This is a genomic window from Gilliamella sp. BG1, from assembly GCF_046635625.1.
Classification (GTDB): Bacteria; Pseudomonadota; Gammaproteobacteria; order Enterobacterales; family Orbaceae; genus Gilliamella; species Gilliamella bombi.
On record NZ_JBIDFG010000018.1, the window covers coordinates 1 to 26,060 of the forward strand.

Below are 26,060 nucleotides of genomic sequence, written 5' to 3' on the forward strand. Positions count from 1 at the left end.
ATGCTCATTACTTGGTGTCAGTTCATCGGGTTATTATGCTTGGTTAAAAAGAGCAAACAAATCAGCTAAACTCAGCGTATATCCAAAAACAGTATTGGCAACATAAAGCCCGTTTGGGTGCGCCAAGCCTGCTTCATGATGCAAGGGAAGCGGGCTATCAAGTTTCAGAAAGAACAATTAGCCGTGTTTTGCAACAATTGGGATTACGGAGTAAAGCAGCACGTAAATTCAAGTATAAAACAGACACGGCTCATCGCAATATTGCGCCCAACAAGTTAGATAGGCAATTTAACCCTGATAAGCCTAATAAAACAGGGGTAACCGATATTACTTATATTAAAACGGGTGAAGGTTGGTTATATTTGTCGGTGATTATCGATTTATATGGACGAAAAGTGATTGCTAGGCAAACCAGTCGCTACATAGACCGTCATTTAGTGTGTAATACATTAAAACAAGCCTTATTTCGGCGTCACTTTCCTAAAAATGTACTCATTCATAGTGACCAAAGAAGCCAATATCGCAGTGCTGATTTCAAGCAATTATTGTTACAATTGGGCTAAGGCAAAGCATGAGTCGAAGAGGAAACTGCTTTGATAATGCGGTTGTTGAGAGTTTTTTTCATACACTCAAAACCCATATTATTCATGACTGTTACTACAAAACGAGGAAACTGGCTAATAAAGCACTATTTGAATATATTGAAATCTATTATAATCGGATACGCCGTCATTCAGCCAATGGCTGGGTATCACTTGAACAATATGAACAACAATATTACCAAAACGAAAAAATGATAGAGGTGTGCACTGTCTAATATTTTGGCGAGGATCAAATATTTCCTTTTTCTACTTTCTTATAAATCACAAAACTCTTACTTTCCTAAAATTATATAAATTTTTAAATTTTATTGATGAAATTTTATTTATAACTACAATATAATAAAAACACTGCAGTTATTTATTTCTTATATCATAATATTTAGACTATTAACCGACCAAACTATTTATTTAAAAAATAATAGCATTTTTATAAATATAATATGTAGAAATTTCTCAGGTTGTTTACAGTAATTTGAAAAACTATTGTGATGAATATACCAAGAAACAAAATTAACGCCTTATCACACATATCTTATAAAAATACTGTCACAGATTCAGCTAAATGCTTTATGTTCAGTCGTCATGCTATTTATAACGTACTAAGGAAAACCCAATTAAAACTTTTTTCTTTCATTTTTCTAGGTATAAAGAGTTATTCAATTTTTAGCAATAATCATATTATAACAACTCTTGATACCTAAAAAAATCTCTTATAATTTCTTATATATTCGATAAATATAGTACGGAAAAAATAAATAACTACGAATAATAACTAATATTTTTCCAAAAATTACTTTAATAACTTTGGTTCTTTTATTAATCTGTTTCAAACGAGGAATATTGTTTTCTTTTTCAAAATGATATAGCCGTTTAAAAAAATCATAATTTTTATCTTTTGCCATATTTAAGTAATAACGTTCATCACTTTCAGGAAAAATATTTAGGTCTAAATCAAATATTAACTTATCATTACAATAATTTAAAAAATTAACCATTTTTTCTTCATTGTTATTACATTTTAATATTACCCATTGAGCCATAGAAACTAACTTTGAAATAAAAAGCTTCTCATGACCAACCAAATTATTAGTTTCAAGTAATTTGAAATAAAAATATTTCATTGCATCAATTACATCAAATAATTTTTTTTCATGGTTTGCTGTAAAATAAGTTTGATGCATTATCGAATTGCTTCTAAATACATAATTATATAGATTACAATCAATTCCATACAAATTTTTTGATGAACAAAGATATTGTAAAATAAATGCCATATCATCATGATAATGACCTGAAGGAAAATCAATATTAAATTCATTGATAATACTTTTTTTGAAGATTTTATTCCAAAGGACACTATTAACTTTATGTTTTAGATCAAAATTTAAGGAGTGATACCCAAAAATATTTAGCTTATGATAACTAATATCATCATCACGTACATCATATGATTCATCATATTTCACTATATTACAATTACACATAACAATGTCGACATTCTTTAGTCTTATTGTTTCTAACATTTTTTCGCACATAGTCGGCTCATACCAATCATCGCTATCACAAAACATGATGTATTCACCTCGTGCAATAGCTAGACCTCTATTTCTTGCAATTGCTGGACCTTTGTTTTCTTGACTTAACAAAACGATATGTGAATGCTTATTAGCATAATCTTTTAAAATGTTAGATGACTCATCAGTGGATCCATCATCAATACAAATAATTTCTATGTTAGATATTGTTTGATTTAACAAACTATCTATACTTTTTTTCAAATATTTATCACAATTGTAAACAGGTACAATAATTGATATATCTAATGACATTATAGCCTCATAATATTCAAATAAAATGGTTATTATTTTATTATTAATTATACAAATTAATTAAACGAGCCTCTATATACATATCAATAATATTGTTTTTCATTTAGTTACCTATCCTGCAATATGAAAAACCAAGCTTATTAGCAATAATAGAGCTATCCAAGACAACAAGTTTATAATGTTACTAATCATTCAACTACAAAAATCCGCATATCAATCCACCTTATCAATAATATTGTTTTTCATTTAGTTACCTATCCTGCAATATGAAAAACCAAGCTTATTAGCAATATCGCAATTTAGAAGATTACGAGTATCGAAAATGTTTTTATTTCTCATTGTTGATGCAATACGGTTTAAATCGTAACCTTTAAAATCATCCCATTCAGTTAAAATTACTAAAATATCTGCCCCATGAGCAACTGAATACATGTCATCAGCATAGCTGATTTTATCGTCAAGTAACTCTTTAGCATTTGCCATTCCTTTAGGATCATAGACAATAATTTTCATCTCAGATTTTAATAACTCTGTAATAATTTCCATTGCAGGACTTTCTCGGCAATCATCCGTACCACCTTTAAAAGCAAGCCCTAATACAGCAATTTTAGCATTTTTGACATTGCTTACTTTCGCAATAATTTTTTCGGCAATATTCTTTTTACGTTTTTCATTACCTTTTATTGCCGCATCGATCAGTGTAAGCTCCACACCATTTTGCTTAGCCATAAAATACATGGCATGAGTATCTTTAGGGAAGCAACTACCTCCATAACCAGGACCTGGATTTAAAAATTTATTACCAATACGAGAATCTAACCCCATTCCTTTGGCTACTTCATCTATATCTGCATGCGCCTTTTCACAAAAATCAGCCATTTCATTAATATAATGGATTTTCATCGCTAAAAATGCATTAGAAGCATATTTGATCGTTTCGCTTGATCTTCTTTTTACAAATAAAATTTTTGATTTTTCAGCGAATGGTTTATATAACTCAGTTAATACTTCTTTAGCTTCATCTGAATCGGTTCCTATTACAATGCGATCAGGATTGAAAAAATCATAGACAGCAAAACCTTCTCTCAAAAATTCAGGCAAAGATACAACATCAAATTTTGCTTCTGGATTTCTTTTAGATATTAACATTTCAATATCATCACCTGTACCAACAGGAACGGTTGATTTAGTTGCAATAACCGTATAACCATCTAGATACTGAGCAAGTTCAGTAGCCGCCGCATGAACATATTTCATATCGGCTTCTTTAGTCACTGGATGTGGTGGTGTTCCCACTGCAATAAAAACAATATCTGCCTCCGCAACCCCTTCTTGCATAGAGGTTGTAAATGAAATATTTCCATTTTTTAAGTTTTTCTTTAATAGTTCTTCTAAACCATCTTCAAAAAGAGTAACTTCACCTTTTTGTAATTTTTCTATTTTTGACTTTTCTCTATCAATACAGATAACTTTATGGCCTAATTCTGCCAGCCCAACACCCGTAGGTAGTCCTACATATCCCGTACCAATAATACCTATTTGCATTATTTTTCACCTCTATTATTCATTTATTATTTCAGATTTAAAATATTCAATCGTTTTGTCTAAACCATGATCTAAATCAATCTTTGGTTTCCATAATAATTTTTCATTTGCTAGAGATATATCTGGTTTACGCTGAGTAGGGTCATCTTTGGGTAAGTCACAATAAATAATTTTTGAAGTTCCCCCGACTTTGGCTATAACTTTTTCGGCTAATTCTTTTATCGTAAATTCACTTGGGTTACCTGTATTTACTGGTCCCACAAAATCGTCTGAAGTTTTCATCATTTTAATGATTGCATCAATTAAATCATCTACATAACAAAATGATCGAGTTTGTGTGCCTTGTCCATAAATAGTGATATCCTCTCCACGTAGTGCTTGGCAAATAAAATTACTTACTACTCTTCCGTCTTTAGGATCCATTCTAGGACCATAAGTATTAAAAATACGAATAACTTTTATTCTTACATTTTCTTCACGAGAATAATCAAAAAATAAACTTTCTGCACAACGTTTTCCTTCATCATAGCAAGCTCTTATACCATTAGGGTTTACATTGCCACGATAACTTTCAACTTGAGGATGAACTAACGGATCACCATAAACTTCTGATGTGGAGGATAACAATATTTTGGCATTTTTCTCTTTTGCTAATTCAAGTAGATTAATTGCTCCATAAACACAAGTTTTTGTTGTCATTATGGCAGCTTTACCCTGATAAGCAGGAGGCGAGGCAGGACAGGCTAAATGATAAATTTCATCTAAATATCCATCAATTTCAATAGGATTAATAACATCATGGTTGATAAATGAAAAATTAGGGTGATCGATGATACTTGACAAGTTTTTCATTCGACCTGTATAGTTATTATCAACACAAATAACTTTATTCCCTTCATTGATCAACCTTATACATAAATTTGATCCAAGAAAACCGCTCCCACCTGTTACCAAAATGCTTGCCATTTATAATCTCCAATTGAATAAAGACGTTATGATTTTTAGTAAAAATGAATTACTATCTTTTATTTAAATTGATTTATCTTTCTGATTAAGTACGAATTAAAAAAAATTACATTTTTTATTTTAAGTTAACAGATTCTGAAATGAACAATAAATCTATTTTCATGCCCTTTCAAATAAACGAGACCTTATTCAACTTAATAAGTTGGGGAGTATAACTATATTATCGTATTTTTGACAATATTTTTTGTAATTTTTTTGTAATTACCTATAGTAATAGTAATACAGTGTTATAGAAATCCATAACTAATTTCTATCAATAACGAATTAATTCTTTTAATTTAAATAAAAATATCAATAAAAATTCTATCAACATTTTTTTAAGTAGGAAATAGCTTATTAAAATAGTATAATCTTATCAATTTGTATAGTAATCTTTCCTAAAAATAGAAAGTTATAATATAATAGAGTTATAATAAATACTCATAACTACATAAATGAAAATTACGGCTATAATCATTTTATACAATGAAAATATTAAAAATTCTAAAACTTTCGAATCATTATTAAATTCAGATAGAAGTGATATTACTTTAAATGTAATTATATGGAATAATGGCCCAAAAGCACTTAACTTACAAGAATGTAGACAATATAAATCCATTTGTGACAGTAAGAACATTAACCTTTCTATCTATGAGAATCTTTACAATATTGCTTTAAGTAAAATCTATAATTTTTTTATCAACCAAGTAAGTTTTGATTTTTTCACTATTTTGGATCAAGACTCGATATTGAATAATGATTTTTTCCAAAATATTAAGATAAATAATGATTTTGATGTCATTGTTCCTCAAGTTTATTCTGCTGGATGGGTTTCAAAAGAAAACTCATTATGTTTTCCAATATATCATGAAAATCGGAAACTTTTTGATAAAAAAGTTTTTGCAATGGGAGAAATTGAGTCTATCTCATCTGGATTAACTCTATCTAATCAATTAATAAAGTACATAAGTAAAAGCAAACAAGAGTTTTTTAACGAACGTTACGCGCTTTATGCTATAGATACCAGTTTTTTCCTTGATTTGATAGAATTAAAACAAACCGAATTTAAAGGAATATGTGTAGGGAAAATTAGCCATTCTTTAGATTTTAATTTACAAGATCGAAAAAAAATAAGCCCTATGAGAAGACTAGAAATGGAATATTCAAAAGTATTAAACAAAATTTTTTATGATAAAAAAAGTCGTTTAAATGTCTTTTTGTACCTACTTAGAAAATTTACAAGAAGAGAGTATTCATGCTCAGAATTTCTCAAATTAGCTAAATGTCTTTTTAGGAAAAAACACCCTCGTTCTTGTATACCTCTAACAATGAATCAATTACTCTAAATAGATGCAAGGAATCACATCCATTAATGCTTTGTTCCAATCAGATGCTTTTATATCTAACTGTTTTATTTTATCCATATTTAAAACAGAGTATAATGGCCTTTTAGCCTTAGTTGGATATGCTGAGGTTAAAATTGGCTTTATTGTTACGTTGCTATTAGTCATAAGATTTAATTCATGAGCTGTTGCAAATATCTTAGAGGCAAACTGGAACCAACTTACGTACTTATCGCCACAATAATGATATATACCACCTTGAATATCATTCATTAGCATTTCTAAAATCGTTTTAGCAATATCACCAGCATAAGTTGGACATCCTAACTGATCATCAATAATGGTTAATTCAGGTCTAGTTTGACTAAGCTTTAACATCGTTTTGACAAAATTATTGCCATACTCACTAAAAACCCAAGAGGTTCTAATTACAATTGCAGTGGAATAATTGTCTAAAGCAGACAACTCACCAACTCGTTTAGTCTCACCATAGACATTAACTGGATTGGTTAAATCATCCTCTAAATAAGGAGAACGTTTAGTCCCATCGAAAACATAATCGGTCGAAACATGAACTAGTTTTGCATGATATTTTTTAGCAACTGTTGCTAAATTCTTAGGACCGACAGCATTAACTTTATAAGCTAATTCATATTCATCTTCCGCTTTATCCACTGCTGTATATGCTGCGGCATTTACAATGGCATCAGGTCTATGCAAGGCAACAAAATCATCAACAACTAAACCATCAGTTATATCTAATTGCTGGCTGTCAGTGGCAAGTAATTGCCAATCTGAAGGAAAGATATTTTTAAAACAATGGCCTAACTGACCATTAGCACCAGTTAACAAAACTTTCATCAATTAACTATAACTCCTGTAGTTTTTTGCCTAACTTATCTTTTGCCGATAGTAATGGATTTGAAATCGGCCAACTGATATTTACTGTAGGATCGTTCCACAATAAACACCCTTCTGACTTAGGATCATAATAGTTAGTACATTTATATTCAAAGTCAGCAATATCTGACAGTACAGCAAAACCATGAGCAAGTCCAGGTGGAATCCACAACTGTGTTTTATTTTCTTCTGTTAAGGTAACGCCAACCCACTTTCCATAAGTAGGGGAATATTTACGAATATCGACAGCCACATCAAAAACTTCACCTCTAACAACTCGAACTAGTTTACCTTGAGGGTTTTCCTTTTGAAAATGTAATCCTCTTAACACATCTTTTTGTGAACGCGAATGATTATCTTGAACAAAATTAAGTTCTATACCTAACATTTCTTGATACCGTTTTTGTTCGAAAGTTTCAAGAAAAAAGCCTCGTTCATCACCAAACACTTTCGGTTTTATAATTTTTACATCCGCAATATTAGTTGAAATAACTTCCATTTGTCCACCTATTCTATTGTTCTATCAATCTTGCTAAATATTGTCCATATAATGTTTTACCTGAACTAATGGCTTCTTCTTTGACCTGTTCAGCGCTGAGCCAGCCATTACGATAAGCAATCTCTTCAAGGCAAGCAACTTTGAGTCCTTGTCTTTTTTCTATTACTTGAACAAACGATGACGCTTCAAGCAAACTGTCATGTGTACCTGTATCAAGCCAAGCAAAACCGCGTCCTAGGATCTCAACATTTAACAGTCCTGCATCCAAATACATTTGATTAAGAGTTGTAATTTCTAGCTCACCACGATGAGATGGTTTGACTTGTTTTGCCATTTCAACCACATTTTCATCATAAAAATAAAGCCCCGTTACAGCCCAATTAGATTTTGGTTTAATTGGTTTTTCTTCAATTGATAATGCTTTAAAGTTTTCATCAAAATCAACAACCCCAAATCGTTCAGGATCCACTACCTGATAACCAAAAATTGTTGCACCTTCTTTTTGAGCTGCAACTCTTACCAATTTTTTGCCAAAGCTTTCGCCAAAAAATAAATTATCACCTAACACTAAAGAACAGCGTTGTTTTTGAATAAACTCCTCACCGATTAAAAAAGCTTGTGCCAAACCTTCTGGCTTAGGTTGCTGTGCATAACTTAGTTTGACACCAAAACGGGAACCGTCACCTAGCAATCGTTGAAACATAGGTAAATCATCGGGTGTTGTGATTATTAAAATATCACGAATACCGGCAAGCATGAGTACAGATAAAGGATAATAAATCATCGGTTTATCATAAACAGGTAACAACTGTTTTGAAATACCTCGAGTTATGGGATAAAGACGGGTTCCTGACCCACCAGCTAATACAATACCTTTCATAAAGTTACCTATATTAAATAATTCCTTGTCGTGATCTTGCATATGAGCCATCTTTAATATGATCACACCATTGTTTGTTTTGTAGATACCACTCTACTGTTTTACGCATTCCTGTTTGGAATGTCTCTTGTGGTTTCCAACCCAAATCTTGATAGATCTTTGATGCATCAATAGCATAACGTTGATCATGACCGGGCCTATCGGTAACATAAGTAATCAGATCTTTATAACACTTAACACCATTTGGCTTATTTGGAACGAGTTCTTCAAGTAATTCACAAATGATATTTACAACATCAATATTCTTTTGTTCATTGTGCCCACCAATATTATAAGTCTCACCTACTTTTGCTTTAGTTGCAACAAGATAAAGTGCTCTTGCATGATCTTCAACATATAACCAGTCTCTAATTTGTAGACCATTACCATATATGGGCAACGGCTTACCTTCGAGAGCATTAAGTATCATTAATGGGATTAGTTTTTCTGGAAAATGGTATGGGCCATAGTTATTTGAGCAATTAGTAATAACTGTAGGTAAACCAAAGGTTCTATGCCATGCACGGACTAAATGATCACTTGAAGCTTTCGATGCCGAATATGGGCTACTTGGCGAATAAGGTGTTTTTTCAGTGAATAAATCATTCGTTCCATGCAGATCACCATATACTTCATCAGTTGAAATATGATGAAAACGAAATATAGATTGTTTGGTTGCCTCTAGCGTTTTCCAATAAGCTAAAGATGCTTCTAATAGAGTATAAGTACCTATTATATTGGTGTCTATAAATGCAGAAGGATTATCAATAGAACGGTCAACATGACTTTCGGCAGCTAAGTGCATAATAATATCGGGGCAAAAGCTAGCCATGACAACATCAAGTTCCTTTCTATCACAAATATCGATTTGTTTGAAATGATATCGTTTATTCTCAGATACGCTATCTAATGATTCTAAATTCCCAGCATAAGTTAATTTATCAATAACTAATACTTCATCATTAGTTTGTTCAATAATATGTCTCACAACAGCAGAACCAATAAAACCAGCTCCTCCTGTAACAATCACTTTCATTAATTAATCCTCTAAAATCTTATGCACGGAATAATAATAACAAAGTCAATAAATAGCAATATTTAGAATTAGGTATTAATCGTTACATTTTCAAAAAAGAGCTGAATTTCTCATCATTTTGCAAACATTGTATTCGTAATTCTTTATATGTTATATTGTTACAATATTTTTGCCGCTTAGTTTGTTCAAAATCAACATGAGAATAAATGTATTAACTGTGCTTTATAATTGCACTTTATCTGATTCTGCAACGTTAAACTCAATTTTACAAGCAAATTTGGAATCCACTAAATTAAATATGATTATTTGGAATAATGGACCAACTTTACTTGAAAAACAAGATATTAATAATTATCTAAAATCAACTCAAAAAAAAGGAATAACAACATCAATTTATCAAGATGTTCGAAACCTATCATTAAGTAAAATTTATAATCATTTTATTAATAAAATAGATTACGATTTTTTTGTTATTTTTGATCAAGATTCTAATGTTGATTTTTCTTTCTTCCAAAATATCTATCATAATAGCCAATATGCAATTATTTGCCCAGCAATTTTCCCTAAGCAAAAAATTGGCAAGCAATGTTTTCCTTCTGATTTTGAACAAAGAGAGCAAGTTGTACCTTTGGGAGAATTCAGCCTAAGCAATACCAGAACCATCAATTCTGGTACCGCATTATCAAAAGATTTAATTGATAAATTACTAGTTAATCATCATTATGTTTTTGATGAAAAATTTGCTTTCTATCATACAGATCATCGATTATTTGATTTAATTCATGCAACACCACAAACTGCGATGTTAAAAGGCTTATGTATAGGAAAAATGTATCATGATATGACTTGTGAAATCTCCTATGATGAACTTAGCGAACGAGCAAGGCTTGAAATTGCTTATGCAAAAATGTTAATGCGAATGTATCGAGCTCGCAATCCTAAAATTGAAGTACGCCGAAATTTATTTTATGCTTATAAAATGAAGAAAAAAGACAATTTAAGTTTTAAAAGCTTTTTAAAATTATTGAAATGTGTAATAACAAAAAAACATCCTCGTTCATACGCATCCATAGGCAAAGATGTCAAACCAACTAACAGCAATATTTTTTCTTAAAAGATATTTTACTATGGAAAATGAAAAATTAATACTTAACCTTTCTATCATTATTCCTTGCTATAATGTTGAAAATTACATTGAACAGTGTCTCAATTCTATTGTTCAACAAACTGTTCAACCTAAGGAAATTATATGTATAGACGATGGTGCGACTGACAACACTGCTAATGTTATTCAAGCCTTTGCTCAAAAATTTTCTTGTGTAAAATATATATATCAAACTAATCAAGGGGTTAGCCAAGCTAGAAATATCGGAATTAATCAAGCAACAGGGCAATACATTCAATTCGTCGATCCTGATGATATTTTACATCCTAATTTATTTGCAACATTTTTAAAAGTCTTAAAAATTAGTAATGTTATTGAGTTATTCTATTTTGAAAACCAAAACTTTGAAAAATTAGAGAATATAGAATTTAATAATAATGACAATAGTTTAATCAGATTTGACACTGGTAATGAGCTATTTACGCATATAATTGAAAATAAAAAATACCCTGGCGCATGTTGGAAATATATTTTTAAAAAGGAAGCGCTCAATTTACGATTTGAAGGAAGAAATCACGAAGATCACTTAATAACATTGGATGTACTATTATCTGCAAATTTAACTTATTACTCAAAAAGTCCTTTATATTATTATAGAAAAAGAGCTAACTCATTAACTAACAATAAAAAGATAAGTAAACAATATATTGAACTATATGCTCAAATCATCAATAAGTGCACAAAGTACGTACAAAAAACCAATCTATTACCAAAAACAAAAACACAATACATAAATTTTCTACGTTCTGATTACCTTTTTAATATCAATATCTATTATTTATATAAAGAAAAACCACCAATAATAGAAATTTACATGCATATATATACACGATTATTTATAAAAAATAATGCAAAAAAACTGAGCAATATATTGTATATAATACGTTATGGGATTAGAAAAAAAATACCTTTAAAACACATTATCATATTTATAAGAGCTTCATTGAATAAAGACATTAATTTTATAACTAACAAAATAAATGCCTTGCTAAATTAACATTAATAACAAACTCTTATCATAAAGTATAAAGCAAGCAAATATTTCTTGCTTGTTTTATAAACTTACCGCCCTATCCCATAATCCCGCAACTTATTTGCAATCGCTGTATGCGACACACCTAATCTTTTGGCCAGCTTTCTTGAGCTTGGGTATTGATCATATAATTTTAATAAGATCTCTTTTTCAAACTGTTTAGTTATTTCATCAAGAGTTTTATTTTCAATATTGTTGACCCACGATAATTGCGATGTGATTGGAGTCGGTAACACAATGTCTTTGACCGTTAACCTAGGCGAGGTCAATTGCGCTAATGCCGAATAAAGTATGTTTTTAAGTTGTCTTACATTACCTGGCCATGAGTAACGGGTCAAATTATCAATAACATTATCGTCAATTGTTGGTGGTATGATGCCTTGTTTATTGGCATATTCATTTACAAAAATATGCGTAAGTGATTGAATATCGTCTTTACGCTGTTGTAAAGAAGGTAAATTAAGCGATAGTACGTTAAGTCGGTAATAAAGATCTTTTCTAAATTTACCTTGTTCAACCAAATCAGCTAAATCGACCTTTGTTGCACAAATAATTCTCACATCGACATAAACTTCATCATCATCACCCACACGGCGGAAATAGCCATCATTGATAAAACGTAATAATTTAGTTTGCATTTGAAACGACATTTCATCAATGCCATCAAGCAATACTGAGCCACCGTTGGCTTGTTCAAAAAAGCCTTTTTTACCTTCAATAGCGCCAAGATAAGCACCAGCTGCATGCCCGTATAATTCACTTTCAACAACCTCATCAGGCATAGCTGCACAATTTAATGCTAGAAAAGCCTGATCGCCACGTGAACTGTATTGATGACAAGCATTAGCAAGTAAATCTTTACCTGTACCAGTTTCGCCAGAGATAAGCAATGGTTCTCTTTGCATTGAGAATGCTTTAGCTTGAGCGATAAGTTTTTGCATGACTAAACTTTGGCTGGCAAAAATATCAAAAGCTTGAGAACCAACAACCTTTATTTTTGATAACCTTTTTTTTAAATACTCAATTGGTTGTAAAATAAATATTGTTTTAGATGATTCCATCACTTTTTGCAATAAAACGTGCTGAGAATCTAACACAATAATCGTATCATCATGTCCATCTATATTTATTGTATTATCAAGATTGAAGACCTTTTGATAATTAAAGGGTTGATTTAATACTAAATCGTTTTGAGCAAATAGTGCTCTAGCTACATGATTATAGGCAACCAGAAGTTGGTCATTATCCATTTCAATGATTGCTGCTTGCATATTCTGTCCACTTTTCATTAAGTTTTAATAAATTATCACGACGATGTTGCCACTCAGAACTTTTTGTTAATTCTACATAGGTGATTTTTGTATTGGTTAATAAACATTTTGCTTTATCTGATGTTAAGGAATTAATCTTATCTAATGCTGCTAATTGGTCTAAAATAGCTAATGTCCCTTGCCTATTATTACAAGCTAAAAGCAGATCGCAACCTGCTGATAATGCAGTTTGGGCTCGCTCAGCATAATTACCCATTATTGAAGCGCCTTCCATTGATAAATCATCAGAAAAGATTACACCATCAAAATGTAATTGCTCACGAAGCACTGTTTTAAGCCAATATGGCGAACCGCTAGCAGGTTTATTATTAAAAGCAGGATAGATAACATGAGCAGGCATGATTGCATCAAGTTTTTTATCCGCAATCAATTTGGCAAAAATTTGCATATCAAGTTCAATAAGCGACTTTTCGCGATGATCTACAGGCGTTTCTTTATGTGAATCAGCAATCACATGACCATGCCCAGGAAAATGCTTGCCTGTAGTTTTCATACCTGCAGCATGCATACCATCAATCATAGCGGAAGCAACTTGATAAGCAATATCGACATCTTGATGAAAAGAACGTGTACCGATAGCAAGACAATCGTGACCTAAATCTAAAACGGGCGCATAGCTAAGATCGATATCAAAAGCAATAAGTTCCATAGCAAGAACCCAACCGGCATCAAAAGCCAAAGACTTTGCTTGCTCAAGGTTATTAAGTGCCGCAAACGATTGCGCAGGAGGAATTGCCGTAAACCCCTCTCTAAATCGCTGAACTCGCCCACCTTCATGATCGACCGAAATTAATAAACGCTGTGAAGAGGCAGATCGAATCTGTTTTATCAATGCCATCAATTGAGCTTGATCTTGATAATTACGACTAAATAAAATCACCCCTGCAATCAATGGATTTTGCAACAGTTTTTTATCTTCTTCAGTTAATGCTAAACCTTCAACATCAATCAACAATGGTCCCATTATTTGTTGTCCTCAATAACTTTATTTGTTTCCTTATTGATATCAGGCTGCTTAGGAAAATCTTTAGATGCAACCCTGGTTAGGATTTCTCCACTTTGTGTTGAAATTAATTCCATTGCCAGATCGACATCATTGCTTGCACTTGGTACTTTATATATTGTGGTGAAAAGAACATAGCTAGCATTTATCGATTTAGCCAGTCCAATCATCTTACCTCGTGATACCAACTTATCATCAGCTGAAATCCCCAATGATTGTTTAGCTTGGATTATCGCTTGTTGATCAACTACAGTGAACGTATTTTGTTTGTGCATTAATTGATGCAATGCATCAGCAATTTTATTATTGGCAAGATAATCACCACTACGGTTTTGGATATCGCTAATTAAAATCAACTTATTATCTGAGTCTAAAGATGACGAACTCACTAATTTACTGATAAATGGTGATAATACCGAATTCCAATCAGTCTGTTTAGCAATTTCAGGAGGCATTTCAATCACACCGGTATCATCAGGTTGATTAACATCAACAGGCGGTTTTACTTCGGTTTTTTGAGAGTTTCCAAGAAGATGACAACCCGCTAACAAAAAAGCTAATGAGCTAACAACAAATATACGCTTGATCTGTTTCATATCATGATTAACCTATTAATCTACCTAAATTTTTACCGCCTAATAAATGCATATGAAGATGAAAAACCTCTTGCCCTGCATCTTTATTACAATTCATGATTAAACGATATCCACTTTCATCAATACCTTCTTGTTTTGCAATTTTGGCAGCAACAACCATCATATGCCCAATAATGGTTTCATCTTCTTCCTTAATATCATTAACCGTTGGGATAAGTTTGTTAGGAATAATTAGAATATGTGTCGGCGCTTGAGGAGAAATATCACGAAATGCCGTTACTTTATCATCTTGAAAAACAATATCAGCTGGGATTTCTTTTCGAATGATTTTGCTAAAAATAGTTTCCTGAACCATCAAACCTTTCCTCTTATCTTACTTATATAGTTATACAAACATCTACTAATAACAATTCTATTGCACGAAAGCATATCATATTTTACTAACAAAAATGTATAGAAATCGTTACATTTTACAATGCATTTTTACAACCACAAAAATCGGTCAGAAAAGGTATTGATTTTATTGAAGTTTTTTGCTTTTTTGACGTTTTTCAAAAGAATTTCATAAAAAACAGTCATAAAAACAGATACTTCCTATCAACTAAAAGTGACACTGTCTTACAAAGAATCTTGGCATATTCATTTGTCAAACCCAATAACTTGATATATAATGCCTCGTCGATTTCAACCGCCTATTTTTCATGTTCCTTGCTTTCAATGGGTTGCGGTTGCCCCGACAGAAAGCTGATTAATCCGTAGGGAGCGATAATGCGTCATTACGAAATAGTATTTATGGTTCACCCAGATCAGAGTGAACAAGTACCTAGTATGATTGAACGTTATACTGGTACGTTAACCACTGATGGTGGCAAAATCCATCGTTTAGAAGATTGGGGTCGTCGTCAATTAGCCTATCCTATCGAAAAACTGCACAAAGCACATTACGTGTTAATGAATGTTGAAGCAACTCAAGAAGCTGTTAACGAGCTTGAAGATAGCTTCCGTTTCAATGATGCAGTAATTCGCAGTTTAATTATGCGCACAAAACACGCTGTAACTGAAGCTTCACCTATGTTAAAAGCCAAAGATGAACGTCGTAGTTCTGAAGAAGATTTTAACGAAGTAACCATGGACGATGATTCCGACGAATAATCGTTTAATGTTATCGGGTATTGTAAAAAAAACTCCGATACGAAAAATCAGTCCTAGTGGGATCTCGCATTGTCAATTTTATTTAGAACACGTTTCTAAACAAATCGAAGCAGAACTTACAAGACAAGCATGGTGCATAATGCCTGTGATTGTTAGTGGACAACAAGAGCTAAGTTACATAAAAAAAGGCAGCAAAGTTTTAGTTAGTGGCTTTATAAGCACACATACTAAACGCAACCAAACAAGCCAACTTGTTTTACATGCTGACCAAGTTAAACTATTAGGAGAATAGCCAAATGGCACGTTATTTCCGTCGTCGCAAATTCTGCCGTTTTACTGCAGAAGGCGTTAAAGAAATTGATTATAAAGATGTTTCTTTATTAAAAAGTTATATCACAGAAAGTGGTAAAATCGTACCAAGCCGTATCACTGGTACTAGCGCAAAATATCAACGTCAATTAGCTCGCGCAATCAAACGCGCTCGTTACTTGGCATTATTACCATATACTGATAATCATCAGTAATTAGCAACAGAGGGAACATATAATGCAAATTATTCTACTCGATAAAGTTGCTAATTTAGGCAGCTTAGGTGATCAAGTTAATGTTAAAGCAGGTTACGCACGTAACTTTTTAATTCCACAAGGTAAAGCTGTATCAGCAACTAAAAAGAATATCGAATTCTTTGAAGCTCGTCGTGCTGAATTAGAAGCTAAGCTTGCAGAAACATTGAAAGCAGCTGAAGAGCGTGTTGCTCAAATCAATGCACTTGGTAAAGTAACTATTACTTCTAAAGCCGGTGATGAAGGCAAATTATTTGGTTCAATCGGTACTCGTGATATCGCTGATTCTGTTAAAGCTCGTGGTATTCAAGTATCAAAAAGCGAAGTTCGCTTACCAAATGGTGTACTGCGTACTACTGGTGAACATGAAGTGTTCTTCCAAGTACACAGCGAAGCATTTGCTAAACTTATTGTTGATATTATTCCTGAATAATTATCCAACAATAAATACAAAAAGACCCGTCATTATGGCGGGTCTTTTATTATCTATTTCACAATAATTGATTTACCTCGACCTCGAATATCTGATACGGCTTCGGGTTTATTGTCGGTAATTTTTATGGCTTGAATATCACCGCTAAAATCTTGCTGTTTAAAATGATAACCCATCTGTTTAAGTTTATCTTTTAACTTTTCTGGCACTTTATTTTGAAAACGCTCAATAAAGATAAGATTCGCTGGTAATAGTTGATGATGATAACGCGGAGCATCCATTGCCGCTTTTAATGACATATGATTATCAAAAACATTTGTCACAACTTGAAAGATTGAAGTGAAAATTCTTGAACCACCTGGTGTACCAATGACCATTGCAACTTCGTTATCTTTAATAAAGATACTTGGTGTCATAGAAGATAAAGGACGTTTATTTGGTTCTATTGCATTAGCATCTTTGCTCACGACACCAAATTGATTAGCAACACCTGGTTTACTACTAAAATCATCCATTTCATTATTTAGAATGATACCAGTGCCTTCTATTACAACAGCAGATCCAAACCAACCATTAAGTGTGTAAGTATTCGATGCGGCATTGCCCCATTTATCCACAATCGAAAAATGTGTAGTCTGTAACTTTTCACGATTATTATCTAAACCTGGTTTAACTTTTTCAGTAATCGAAATCGCTTTTGGATTAACTTGTTTCGCTCTCTGCGCTAAATAATTAGTATCAATCAATTCAGTGACAGGTACAGAGATAAAATCAGGATCTCCCATATATTCGGCTCGATCGGCAAAAACACGTTTTTCTATTTCTGCTAACAAGTGAATATATTGCGCTGAATTTACTTTTACCTCTTTGAAATCATTCGCTAAATATTGTTTCATTAATAATAATTGAATTAAACCAACACCTCCTGAGCTTGGCGGTGGAGCAGTAACAATCTGCATATCATGCCAGTTAGCAATTAAAGGATCTCGCCATTTAACCTTATAATTTGCTAAATCATTTTCAGTAATTAAACCTTCATTTTTCTCCATCTGTTGTGCAATTAATTTAGCCGTTTCACCTTTATAAAATCCATCGCTACCTTGCTGGGCAATACGATCTAAAACTTTACCAAGCTCAGGTTGTTTAAATATTTTCCCTTCTTGCATTGAACCAAAGTATTGCTTAAAGTGACCATTAGCAGGCGCAAGTTCTTGTGCCTCTTGATAACGTTTAACTAGTTGTTTGTCTACAACAAATCCTTCATTGGCAAATCGAATAGCTGGTGCTATAACCTCTTTCCAAGGTAATTTACCAAAACGCTGATGAACCGCCCACATACCAGCAACAGTTCCAGGCACTCCCGATGCTTTGTAAGAATATAAACTCAAATTAAGAATCACATTTTTATGATCATCAAGATACATATCTTTATCAGCTTTACTTGGTGCAACTTCACGATAATCAATAAAATAAGGCTTACCGTCCATCCAAAGAGTCATAAAACCACCCCCACCAATGTTACCCGCTTCAGGATAAGTAACAGCAAGAGCAAATGCGGTGGCCACCGCAGCATCGGCTGCATTTCCACCTTTTTCGAGCACTTCTTCGGCTGCCTTTGCACCATAATAATCGGGAGAAGCAACTGCGGCAGCTGTTAATTTTTGTGTTACGTTTTCGACAGCTAGTACTTGTTGGCTTATCAGTAAAAATACCATAAAGTAGCAATACTTTATCAATTTACGTTTAAGAGAAAACATTTTGTACCTCCAAATTAAAGTATCATTTATCGTACCCACATAATCCCCAAATACATAAAGCGCATTAATAGATCGTGCAACAATAAGTTAAGGGTAACCATCAATATAGCATAGAAAACAAAAATACTGATCGAATATTGATCAGTTATATAGTAAATATTTACTCTAATTTACCATTTTAATGGAGTAGCAATAATCACTAGAACTAAAAAATAATTAACGCAATTATAATTTACTCAATAGAGACTGATGATTTAATGTGAAATGCAATCGATGATAATTAAAATTTGTTATAAAATTTCATCTAGAAGTTTTAAAAAATACTTTTGTTTGGTGTAAAAAATTTTTTACAAAATTAACTGCAAATGTCAACAATGATATATTTTCTTAACACAGTTAGCGAAAAAATATTCTCCGTCTAAATAAAACTGATTTTTGTTAAAAACTTTCAGGAAACACTACGTTTGAGTATAAATTTGAGTATAAAACAGTAGTAAATTTAGTCGGAATGATTTCTTGGATCTCAGAGAAAATAAGTATAATTGATATTTATGATTTTAACTAAAAAAGAACGTAACCTTTAATAAAAGGTATACGCCCTTATATAAAAATTAAGCTGTTTGAATTTGGTTTTCTGACTTACCTTGCTCATCTTTATACAATTTATTGTCATATAATTTGACAAAAGGAATATAGATTAGCAAAGCTAAAATAGCCGAAAATATGGCAACAATAGCCGCTTTATAATCACCGCCAGTACTAATAAATGCCCCTAATCCCATTGGGGATGGCCATGGAATTAATGCGATGATTGGATGAATAAAACCAGTATTAATAGCCAAATAACCTAATGTTCCGCAAGCCATAGGCGCTAAGAAAAAAGGGAGAGCTAAATAAGGATTGTATACAATCGGCATACCAAAAATAACTGGTTCGTTGATATTGAATATTGCAGGTACTGCAGATGCTCGCCCTAAGATTTTTAGTTGGCTAGACTTAGCAAAAAACGCAATAAAAAATGTCATTAATAAAGTAGAACCTGATCCCCCTAAAATCACGAGTGAATTATTAAATTCACCAGCAAAAGGAATATGTGCTCCCGCTGTATTTTCAGTCATATTAGTTAACATAATAGGGGTAATAAATGCTCCAATAATACTGGCACCATGGATCCCAACCACCCATAGCGCATGGATTAAAAATAGGATAACCATAATACCCAACCAGCTTTTGGTAAGATTGGTTACAAAAGCAAACGGTACAGCTATAATATTGAAAATATCAGTACCAAAATAGATGAAAATACCATTAACAATGATCACAAAAAAGGCAATTACAAAAGTTGGGATCAGTGCGGTAAAAGATCGCGAAACACCTAATGGCACTGTTTCAGGCATTTTTACAACCCAATTTCGTCTAACACATAAAAAATAGAGGTTAGTTGCCACAATGGCCATAACTATTGCAATAAATATACCTGATGTACCCAAGCGAAAGATAAATGGTTGTAAGCGTAGCCCATTAAAGACTAAATTATTTTGATCATTAAGTAAGGTAATAACCCCATTTTGCATGATCAGTTCAGGCAAAGTCATGAAAAAGGCAAAAACAGATAACATCGCACCATTAAGAGCATTAACTTTAAGGCCTGTTTCTTCTGCTTCGATTTTAGTTAGTTCATAACCAACAACAAAGTTAAAATAAAGAGCCAAAATACCGATTGTCGCTGTGTTAGCAATCATATAAAGATCACTCACTCTAAAAAAAGTATTTTCAAAAAAAACTTCTAATCCCGTAAATGTCATTGGCAATGTGTTAAATACTAAAAACATTGAACCTACAATAGAAAAAGGTACAGACGCCATCCCCGCAGCCATTACTGCTCGAACAATTTTAAATTGCGATATTTTAGCCATGGGCGTCATCAGATATTTCTGCAAAATAACAAATCCCGTATTCATTTTATTGTCCTCTTTTAATTAATAAATTTTTCGTAAGCTTGGATTCTTTTAAAATGCTGATCCCGATTATGTTGAATATTATTTATTTTTTTAAGCATTAAAAACGTAATAATTAAACTCACCATCAGTAATACCGCCAATACATTTAATACATCTTGAGTCTGTTTTAAAAATGGGCAAAAAAGCTGATACAAAGGTGTATAAAGCATCATCATTAGTGTCACAAAAACTATCGCTAAAGCACGATAAAATAATCTTGCATAAGGCAATTTGTTGCAATGATTACGATAAAGCTTAATTTGTTCCCATGTGGTAAGTATGCCCAAAACAAAAAGAGTAAGCGGTAAAATAGCGACTATTGACAATGAACCTATTAGAAAGGTTGCCCAATAAAGATTCAAAAATAAAAAAAATGCAGTGGTATAGCGAATAACTAAAAATCGATTAAAATAGAGATTAGTTAGGCTGATTTTTTTATGCATTGTTAGATCTTCTGTCATTATGCCACTCCTTATTTAGCTTTTTAGTTTTATTTCTAACTCATGATGTTTTTCATATAGATGTAACATTTCAATTGCCATTTCTCGAAAGCTCATGGTAGTCATTAAGTGATCTTGTGCATGTACCATAATAATTTCCATTGTGATTTTGGTACCATTGGCATAATTTTGCAGTAGTTCTGTTTGGGAATGGTGTGCTTGTAAGATTTCTTTATTCGCTTCTTCAAGAAGCTGATTTGCGCCAATAAAATCAGCTTGTCTCATCGTCTTAAAAGCCTCGTGGATTTTAGTTTTAGCATTACCACTATACAAAATAATATTAAAAGCAATAAGTTGAATATCCTCTGAGCTCATTTCTTTATTCATTGCTATACCTCTTTTTCAATAAGTTGGATAAAAAGTCGTTTAAATTGGTTAAAGTTTTGTGTTTTTAACAGTTTTGTTTGCATTTCTAAATCGTCAATCAATTTGACAATAGCTTTTGTCATCATTGATAAAGTCGGGTTTTGATAAATAGATGGTGAAATCATAAAGATAAAGTGAATTTTTGGATAATTGTGATCCCAAAATAATCCATCGGGAATAATTGCAATACCAATTTTAGACAATTTTCCCACAGGCATTGCTGGATGTGGCACTACGATAGTTGGGCTAAAGAAAATATCACCTAATATGTTACGATTCTCCATTTGCTCTATCATCTTTTGTTTATAATTGTTATCTTCATTTAGTACTAAAAGATCAAGCAAACCATCTAAAACTTGTTCTTTACTTTGGGTACCACTGCATTGGTAGAAATAATCAGCGGATAGTTCATCTACCATTTGTTCAACATTACTAAGATGATCTAAAGTATTTGATGATGCAAATGTTGATATTGGCTCTGTATGTGCCGAGATAAGCATAATTGGTGACGATAAATGACGACGAATTTTTTGTATATCATCTTCTGTAAAAAATACAGAGACGTGAAAAACAGGGACTTTAAATACTTTTGATGATAGATCAACTGACGAGATAATAAAATCAACCTTATCCAATACTTTGGGTTCAATTTCATAATAGCCTTGCGTTGCAACGATTTTGATTCTTTCATTAAACTCGCATTCAACGCGATTTTTTAGTAGTTGAGCACTACCCTGCCCAGTTGCACAAATAATTAACACTTTAGCCTTTTGTTCATTTTTTAACTTTTCTATCGAAGCTAAAAAGTGCAAAGTCAAATAACCCCATTCATCATCAGGAATCGTAAATTTTTTAAGTTCAGGAAGCTGGTTAAGGTATTTTTTAACTAACTCAAACAATTCTGGAGAGTTTGTTTTAATTTCATCAAGCAATGGGTTTTTCAATTTTATATGCTGTTCTAAGCGGACAATCATCGGTTTTAGGTGCTGAATAATTCCATTTTTCAATTGCTCATCGTTTAAAAATAAATATCCAGTTTCTTGCTGTATTCTAAATAATAAATTAGTCAAAGATAAATACAACTCGGAATCAAAATCATTCTGGACAAAGTTTGATTTACTCATCAAATGTAAAGTTAAATACATCTGTTCTTGTTTAGGAAAACAAAAACCAATCACTTTTTCTACTCTATTGATGATTTTTTTAGCGACTTGATATTCCAATTTCTTTTTAGTAGATTGTGGCATATCAAGATTTTGAATAGAAAGCCCTAACTGTAACCGTTTGATACTTAATGATAAATGCAAGACGATGTTTTGTATCATTACATCAGATAATTTTATTTTTGCCTCACGACACTCATCTAAAATAATAATGGTTAACGTATCTAAGCCAATTACATCATTGAACTTGTTTAAATAAGTTAGATGCTGCAGAAAATTAATCGATTCTTCATGAAAAAAATAGCTCAAAATAAAATGTCGTTTTGCTTTTTCCTCACCTTCAATATAAAACAGAGATTGACTTTTTTTAATAGTAAGCCCATAAGGTTGGAGTTGGTGTTTGATTTCTAAAATATCTTTATTTAGTTGAGAAGAACTAATAAATAATTGTTCAGCTAATGCTTCTATATCGATTTTTTGGCTTTCTAATAATAATAAATTAAGAATATGGTGTTTTCTCTGACATACTTCTCGACAATTTGCTTGTTCTACATTGCGATCTAATAAATGATGCTCAATTAAAAATAAATTGAAAGCTGTTCTATCTTTAATTTGTAATTTGTAACCATAACCTTGTTTACTAATAATAGATCCACCGTGACTTTCAATTAACGATTTCAAATCATTAAGATAAGTGCGAACAGTACGATCTGATAATGCTAACTCATTCGCTAGTAATGCACTACTTTTGAATATATCTTTAGAACGAACTAATAAACTAATAAGGTCACGCTGTTTATTTTTAATCACTATCATCCATACCTGTGTCAACTAAAACCATATTATTAATAATATAGTGAATACTTTTAACTATTACATAAGTACACCACACATCAACGTAAGATAGTAAGGCGCTGCTATTTTAATAATCTATTCACAACGCCAAATCATATCGCTAAAGCCGATATATATTGATTTAAATTAGTTTATATTCTCCTCTACTAACTTAGCCAATTGTTCAATGCCTGATTGAACGGGTATATAAGCCTGAAAAGGAATACTCACAACAGGCTTACCGACTTCTTCCCCCAATTTTTTAAATTTATCAAGCATCATCATAGTTTGCGGGCTAATTAAAAAGAGTGAAAAATCACTATTTTGAATCATATTTCCACCTTCGGTTGCCGAGACAGCATCAACCAAAATTGTTTTATCTTTGCTAGCAAAATATTCTGTTACTTTTTTAGCCATTAATGATGATGACATACCTGCCGCACAAATGATTAATGCTTTTTTCATAAATTCCCCTAGAAATAGTTATGCTTTATAAGACTTCGCCATTAGACTCAATGACTTTTTTAAACCATGTGAACGAGGATTTGCGACTACGTTTTAGTGAACCGTTACCTTCGTTATCTTTATCAACATAGATAAATCCATAACGTTTTTCCATTTCACCTGTCCCTGCTGAAACAAGATCAATACATCCCCAAGGAGTATATCCCATCAAATCAACACCATCTTCTTCAACAGCAAGTTTCATTTGTTTAATATGTTCACGCAGATAATCAATACGGTAAGCATCGTGCACGCTACCATCAGCTTCGACTTTATCGTAGGCGCCAAAACCATTTTCAACTATGAAAAGCGGTAAACGATACATATCAGTTAACCAATTAAGTGTATAACGAAGTCCCTCAGGATCGATTTGCCAACCCCAATCTGATTTTTTAACATATTGATTGCCGATCAGATCGGTTTTTTCGTTATATTCATAGCTTTCATTATTTTCTTTCTTCCTAATTGCATTAGACATGTAATAGCTAAAGCCAATGTAATCAACTGTTCCATTTTTCAAGATCTCAAGATCTTGATTGGTGATATCAAGTTTAAAATCTTTACGTTGCCAATAATTTTTAATATGGTTTGGATACTCTCCATGGACATGAACATCACCAAAAAAATATTTACGCTCCATAGCCTTTTGTGCCATTAGAATATCACCTGGTTTACAAGTCTCTGGATAGATAGGGATCATCGCCAACATACAGCCTATTTTAAAATCAGGATTAATAGCATGACCAATTTGTACCGCTTTAGCACTAGCAACTAATTCATAATGTGCAGCTTGATACATAATCTGCTCACGATCGTCGCTTTGTTTATAGAAAATACCTGAGTTAGTAAACGGTGCAAAATCTTCATTAAAGTTAGCTTGATTATTGATTTCGTTAAAAGTCATCCAATATTTGACTTTATTCTTATAACGATCAAAACATACCTCTGCAAAACGGACAAAAAAATCAATTAATTTACGATTACGGAATCCACCATACTCAGTAACAAGGTAATAAGGTAATTCAAAATGAGAAAGTGTAATAACTGGCTCAATATTGTATTTTAAGCATTCATCAAAAAGATCATCATAAAATTTTAACCCTTCTTCATTTGGTGCAAGTTCATCACCTTTTGGAAAGATACGAGTCCAAGCAATAGAAGTACGAAAACATTTAAAACCCATTTCAGCAAATAACTTAATATCATCTTTATAATGATGATAAAAATCAATAGCTTCATGATTAGGATAATATTCACCTTCAATAACACCTTCAGTAATTTTACGATAACTTTTTGGTGAACCAACAGTCATCACATCAGCGACACTTATTCCTTTTCCACCAACTTGCCAAGCACCTTCTAATTGATGAGCAGCAACAGCACCACCCCACAAAAAATCTTTTGGTAAACCTCTATTTTTCATAATTAAGTACCTGTGTTTATTGATAATTCAAATTTAGTATAAAAGGAAAAAAATAGAATTACTAACCAACTTTTTCCGTATTGATCAGGAAAAATATAAGTATATTTGGGTAGGAAAGGTGATTAATGAAATGTGCAGTTTTTTGTGATATTTACCGAAATGTGATAAATATCACAAAAATGAATAATAAACTTTAAATATTTGAAGTTAACTTTTAAATAAATTCTTCAAACCCATCAGTATATTTTGATGGCACAAACTCGATAATCTCATATTGAGCAATGTGATGAATATAAAACGGATCTTTTTGTAATATTGCTAGCGCTTGCTCTTTATTCTCAGCACGACAAATAATCACACCACCTGTACGAGGGACTTTTGGACCTGATGCAATAAAATGTCCCGTTCGGTAATAGTCCTCAAGATAATCAATATGCTGTGACAAATATTTTTCTACTTCAGTAATGGGTTTCACATAAGTAAGTGTACAAATATACATATATATATCTCCTAAATAAATATACAAAAAATAAATTTTTCAAAATATTAAGCTGTG

Annotated in this window: 26 protein-coding genes and 1 pseudogene; 8 read left to right on the plus strand and 19 right to left on the minus strand. The window is 32.2% G+C overall.

What is annotated here, in order from left to right:
* Positions 1-817 (plus strand): annotated as a pseudogene (locus ACGH80_RS09965) (IS3 family transposase); the annotation flags it as partial.
* 495 nt (positions 818-1,312) lie between these two features.
* Here the strand turns inward: ACGH80_RS09965 and ACGH80_RS09970 are convergent.
* The 3 genes from ACGH80_RS09970 to ACGH80_RS09980 form a co-directional block, all read right to left on the minus strand.
* Positions 1,313-2,431, minus strand: coding sequence for a glycosyltransferase (locus tag ACGH80_RS09970; protein WP_174799097.1), 1,119 nt, complete (start codon positions 2,429-2,431; stop codon positions 1,313-1,315).
* 246 nt (positions 2,432-2,677) lie between these two features.
* Positions 2,678-3,976, minus strand: coding sequence for a UDP-glucose dehydrogenase family protein (locus ACGH80_RS09975; protein WP_174799095.1), 1,299 nt, complete (start codon positions 3,974-3,976; stop codon positions 2,678-2,680).
* A 15-nt stretch (positions 3,977-3,991) separates the two neighbouring features.
* A complete protein-coding gene (locus ACGH80_RS09980; RefSeq protein ID WP_174799093.1) occupies positions 3,992-4,942 on the minus strand; it encodes a UDP-glucuronic acid decarboxylase family protein in 951 nt (316 codons plus the stop codon).
* A gap of 494 nt (positions 4,943-5,436) precedes the next feature.
* Between ACGH80_RS09980 and ACGH80_RS09985 the strand changes: the two genes are divergently transcribed.
* The gene (locus ACGH80_RS09985; protein ID WP_065610264.1) at positions 5,437-6,330 is read left to right on the plus strand and encodes a glycosyltransferase family 2 protein; all 894 of its coding nucleotides are present in this window, start codon (positions 5,437-5,439) and stop codon (positions 6,328-6,330) included.
* On the opposite strand, the gene rfbD is transcribed toward ACGH80_RS09985, so the two are convergent.
* The 4 genes from rfbD to rfbB are packed head-to-tail and all read right to left on the minus strand — an operon-like array spanning position 6,322 to position 9,681.
* On the minus strand, positions 6,322-7,188 hold the full coding sequence (gene rfbD, locus ACGH80_RS09990) for a dTDP-4-dehydrorhamnose reductase (protein WP_174799092.1): 867 nt from the start codon (positions 7,186-7,188) through the stop codon (positions 6,322-6,324). The two genes, ACGH80_RS09985 and rfbD, sit on opposite strands and share 9 nt — an antisense overlap.
* Before the next feature lie 7 nt (positions 7,189-7,195).
* The gene (gene rfbC / locus ACGH80_RS09995) at positions 7,196-7,726 is read right to left on the minus strand and encodes a dTDP-4-dehydrorhamnose 3,5-epimerase (protein WP_174799090.1); all 531 of its coding nucleotides are present in this window, start codon (positions 7,724-7,726) and stop codon (positions 7,196-7,198) included.
* Positions 7,727-7,739: 13 nt separating this feature from the next.
* A complete protein-coding gene (rfbA, locus tag ACGH80_RS10000; RefSeq protein ID WP_065626154.1) occupies positions 7,740-8,606 on the minus strand; it encodes a glucose-1-phosphate thymidylyltransferase RfbA in 867 nt (288 codons plus the stop codon).
* Positions 8,607-8,619: 13 nt separating this feature from the next.
* Entirely contained in the window at positions 8,620-9,681 is a 1,062-nt protein-coding gene (rfbB, locus tag ACGH80_RS10005) for a dTDP-glucose 4,6-dehydratase (protein WP_174799088.1), read from the minus strand.
* Between the two features lie 196 nt (positions 9,682-9,877).
* Here rfbB and ACGH80_RS10010 point away from each other — a divergent pair, with 196 nt between their 5' ends.
* Positions 9,878-10,795 (plus strand): hypothetical protein, encoded by a 918-nt coding sequence (locus ACGH80_RS10010; protein WP_238786448.1) that lies wholly within the window; start codon positions 9,878-9,880, stop codon positions 10,793-10,795.
* A 13-nt stretch (positions 10,796-10,808) separates the two neighbouring features.
* Positions 10,809-11,843, plus strand: a complete 1,035-nt coding sequence (locus ACGH80_RS10015) for a glycosyltransferase family 2 protein (protein ID WP_174799085.1) — start codon at positions 10,809-10,811, stop codon at positions 11,841-11,843.
* A gap of 65 nt (positions 11,844-11,908) precedes the next feature.
* Here ACGH80_RS10015 and ACGH80_RS10020 read toward each other — a convergent pair whose 3' ends face one another.
* From ACGH80_RS10020 to ACGH80_RS10035, 4 genes are read right to left on the minus strand one after another with little or no spacing between them, the layout of a single operon-like run.
* Positions 11,909-13,150, minus strand: a complete 1,242-nt coding sequence (locus ACGH80_RS10020) for a sigma 54-interacting transcriptional regulator (RefSeq protein ID WP_411631066.1) — start codon at positions 13,148-13,150, stop codon at positions 11,909-11,911.
* The gene (nagZ, locus tag ACGH80_RS10025; RefSeq protein WP_296301155.1) at positions 13,131-14,174 is read right to left on the minus strand and encodes a beta-N-acetylhexosaminidase; all 1,044 of its coding nucleotides are present in this window, start codon (positions 14,172-14,174) and stop codon (positions 13,131-13,133) included. The genes ACGH80_RS10020 and nagZ overlap by 20 nt, the downstream gene beginning before the upstream one ends.
* Positions 14,174-14,809, minus strand: coding sequence for a hypothetical protein (locus ACGH80_RS10030; protein ID WP_411631068.1), 636 nt, complete (start codon positions 14,807-14,809; stop codon positions 14,174-14,176). The genes nagZ and ACGH80_RS10030 overlap by 1 nt, the downstream gene beginning before the upstream one ends.
* Before the next feature lie 7 nt (positions 14,810-14,816).
* Complete coding sequence (locus ACGH80_RS10035) at positions 14,817-15,164, minus strand: HIT domain-containing protein (protein ID WP_065560728.1); 348 nt, start codon at positions 15,162-15,164, stop codon at positions 14,817-14,819.
* 413 nt (positions 15,165-15,577) lie between these two features.
* Here ACGH80_RS10035 and rpsF point away from each other — a divergent pair, with 413 nt between their 5' ends.
* From rpsF to rplI, 4 genes are read left to right on the plus strand one after another with little or no spacing between them, the layout of a single operon-like run.
* Complete coding sequence (rpsF, locus tag ACGH80_RS10040; RefSeq protein ID WP_065590872.1) at positions 15,578-15,961, plus strand: 30S ribosomal protein S6; 384 nt, start codon at positions 15,578-15,580, stop codon at positions 15,959-15,961.
* Positions 15,945-16,253 (plus strand): primosomal replication protein N, encoded by a 309-nt coding sequence (priB, locus tag ACGH80_RS10045; RefSeq protein WP_065560729.1) that lies wholly within the window; start codon positions 15,945-15,947, stop codon positions 16,251-16,253. Before rpsF ends, priB begins: the two co-directional genes overlap by 17 nt.
* Positions 16,254-16,257: 4 nt before the next feature.
* Positions 16,258-16,485, plus strand: coding sequence for a 30S ribosomal protein S18 (gene rpsR, locus ACGH80_RS10050; protein ID WP_025314965.1), 228 nt, complete (start codon positions 16,258-16,260; stop codon positions 16,483-16,485).
* Positions 16,486-16,507: 22 nt separating this feature from the next.
* Positions 16,508-16,957: a 50S ribosomal protein L9 gene (gene rplI / locus ACGH80_RS10055; RefSeq protein ID WP_411631070.1), complete on the plus strand. Its 450-nt coding sequence runs from the start codon at positions 16,508-16,510 to the stop codon at positions 16,955-16,957.
* 53 nt (positions 16,958-17,010) lie between these two features.
* On the opposite strand, the gene ggt is transcribed toward rplI, so the two are convergent.
* The 8 genes from ggt to ACGH80_RS10095 form a co-directional block, all read right to left on the minus strand.
* Positions 17,011-18,672, minus strand: a complete 1,662-nt coding sequence (gene ggt, locus ACGH80_RS10060) for a gamma-glutamyltransferase (RefSeq protein ID WP_411631087.1) — start codon at positions 18,670-18,672, stop codon at positions 17,011-17,013.
* 653 nt (positions 18,673-19,325) lie between these two features.
* Positions 19,326-20,675 (minus strand): PTS cellobiose transporter subunit IIC, encoded by a 1,350-nt coding sequence (gene celB, locus ACGH80_RS10065; protein ID WP_065590869.1) that lies wholly within the window; start codon positions 20,673-20,675, stop codon positions 19,326-19,328.
* 14 nt (positions 20,676-20,689) lie between these two features.
* Positions 20,690-21,175 carry a hypothetical protein gene (locus tag ACGH80_RS10070; RefSeq protein WP_296301152.1) on the minus strand — a complete coding sequence of 162 codons (486 nt, stop codon included), beginning with the start codon at positions 21,173-21,175 and terminating at the stop codon, positions 20,690-20,692.
* A gap of 15 nt (positions 21,176-21,190) precedes the next feature.
* Complete coding sequence (locus ACGH80_RS10075; RefSeq protein ID WP_363319047.1) at positions 21,191-21,529, minus strand: PTS cellobiose transporter subunit IIA; 339 nt, start codon at positions 21,527-21,529, stop codon at positions 21,191-21,193.
* Between the two features lie 14 nt (positions 21,530-21,543).
* The gene (locus ACGH80_RS10080; protein WP_411631072.1) at positions 21,544-23,559 is read right to left on the minus strand and encodes a BglG family transcription antiterminator; all 2,016 of its coding nucleotides are present in this window, start codon (positions 23,557-23,559) and stop codon (positions 21,544-21,546) included.
* Between the two features lie 165 nt (positions 23,560-23,724).
* Complete coding sequence (locus ACGH80_RS10085) at positions 23,725-24,042, minus strand: PTS cellobiose transporter subunit IIB (protein ID WP_065590867.1); 318 nt, start codon at positions 24,040-24,042, stop codon at positions 23,725-23,727.
* A 25-nt stretch (positions 24,043-24,067) separates the two neighbouring features.
* Positions 24,068-25,504, minus strand: coding sequence for a 6-phospho-beta-glucosidase (locus tag ACGH80_RS10090; RefSeq protein ID WP_411631073.1), 1,437 nt, complete (start codon positions 25,502-25,504; stop codon positions 24,068-24,070).
* Positions 25,505-25,718: 214 nt separating this feature from the next.
* Positions 25,719-26,003, minus strand: a complete 285-nt coding sequence (locus ACGH80_RS10095) for a YciI family protein (protein ID WP_085164854.1) — start codon at positions 26,001-26,003, stop codon at positions 25,719-25,721.
* Between the last annotated feature and the right edge of the window lie 57 nt (positions 26,004-26,060).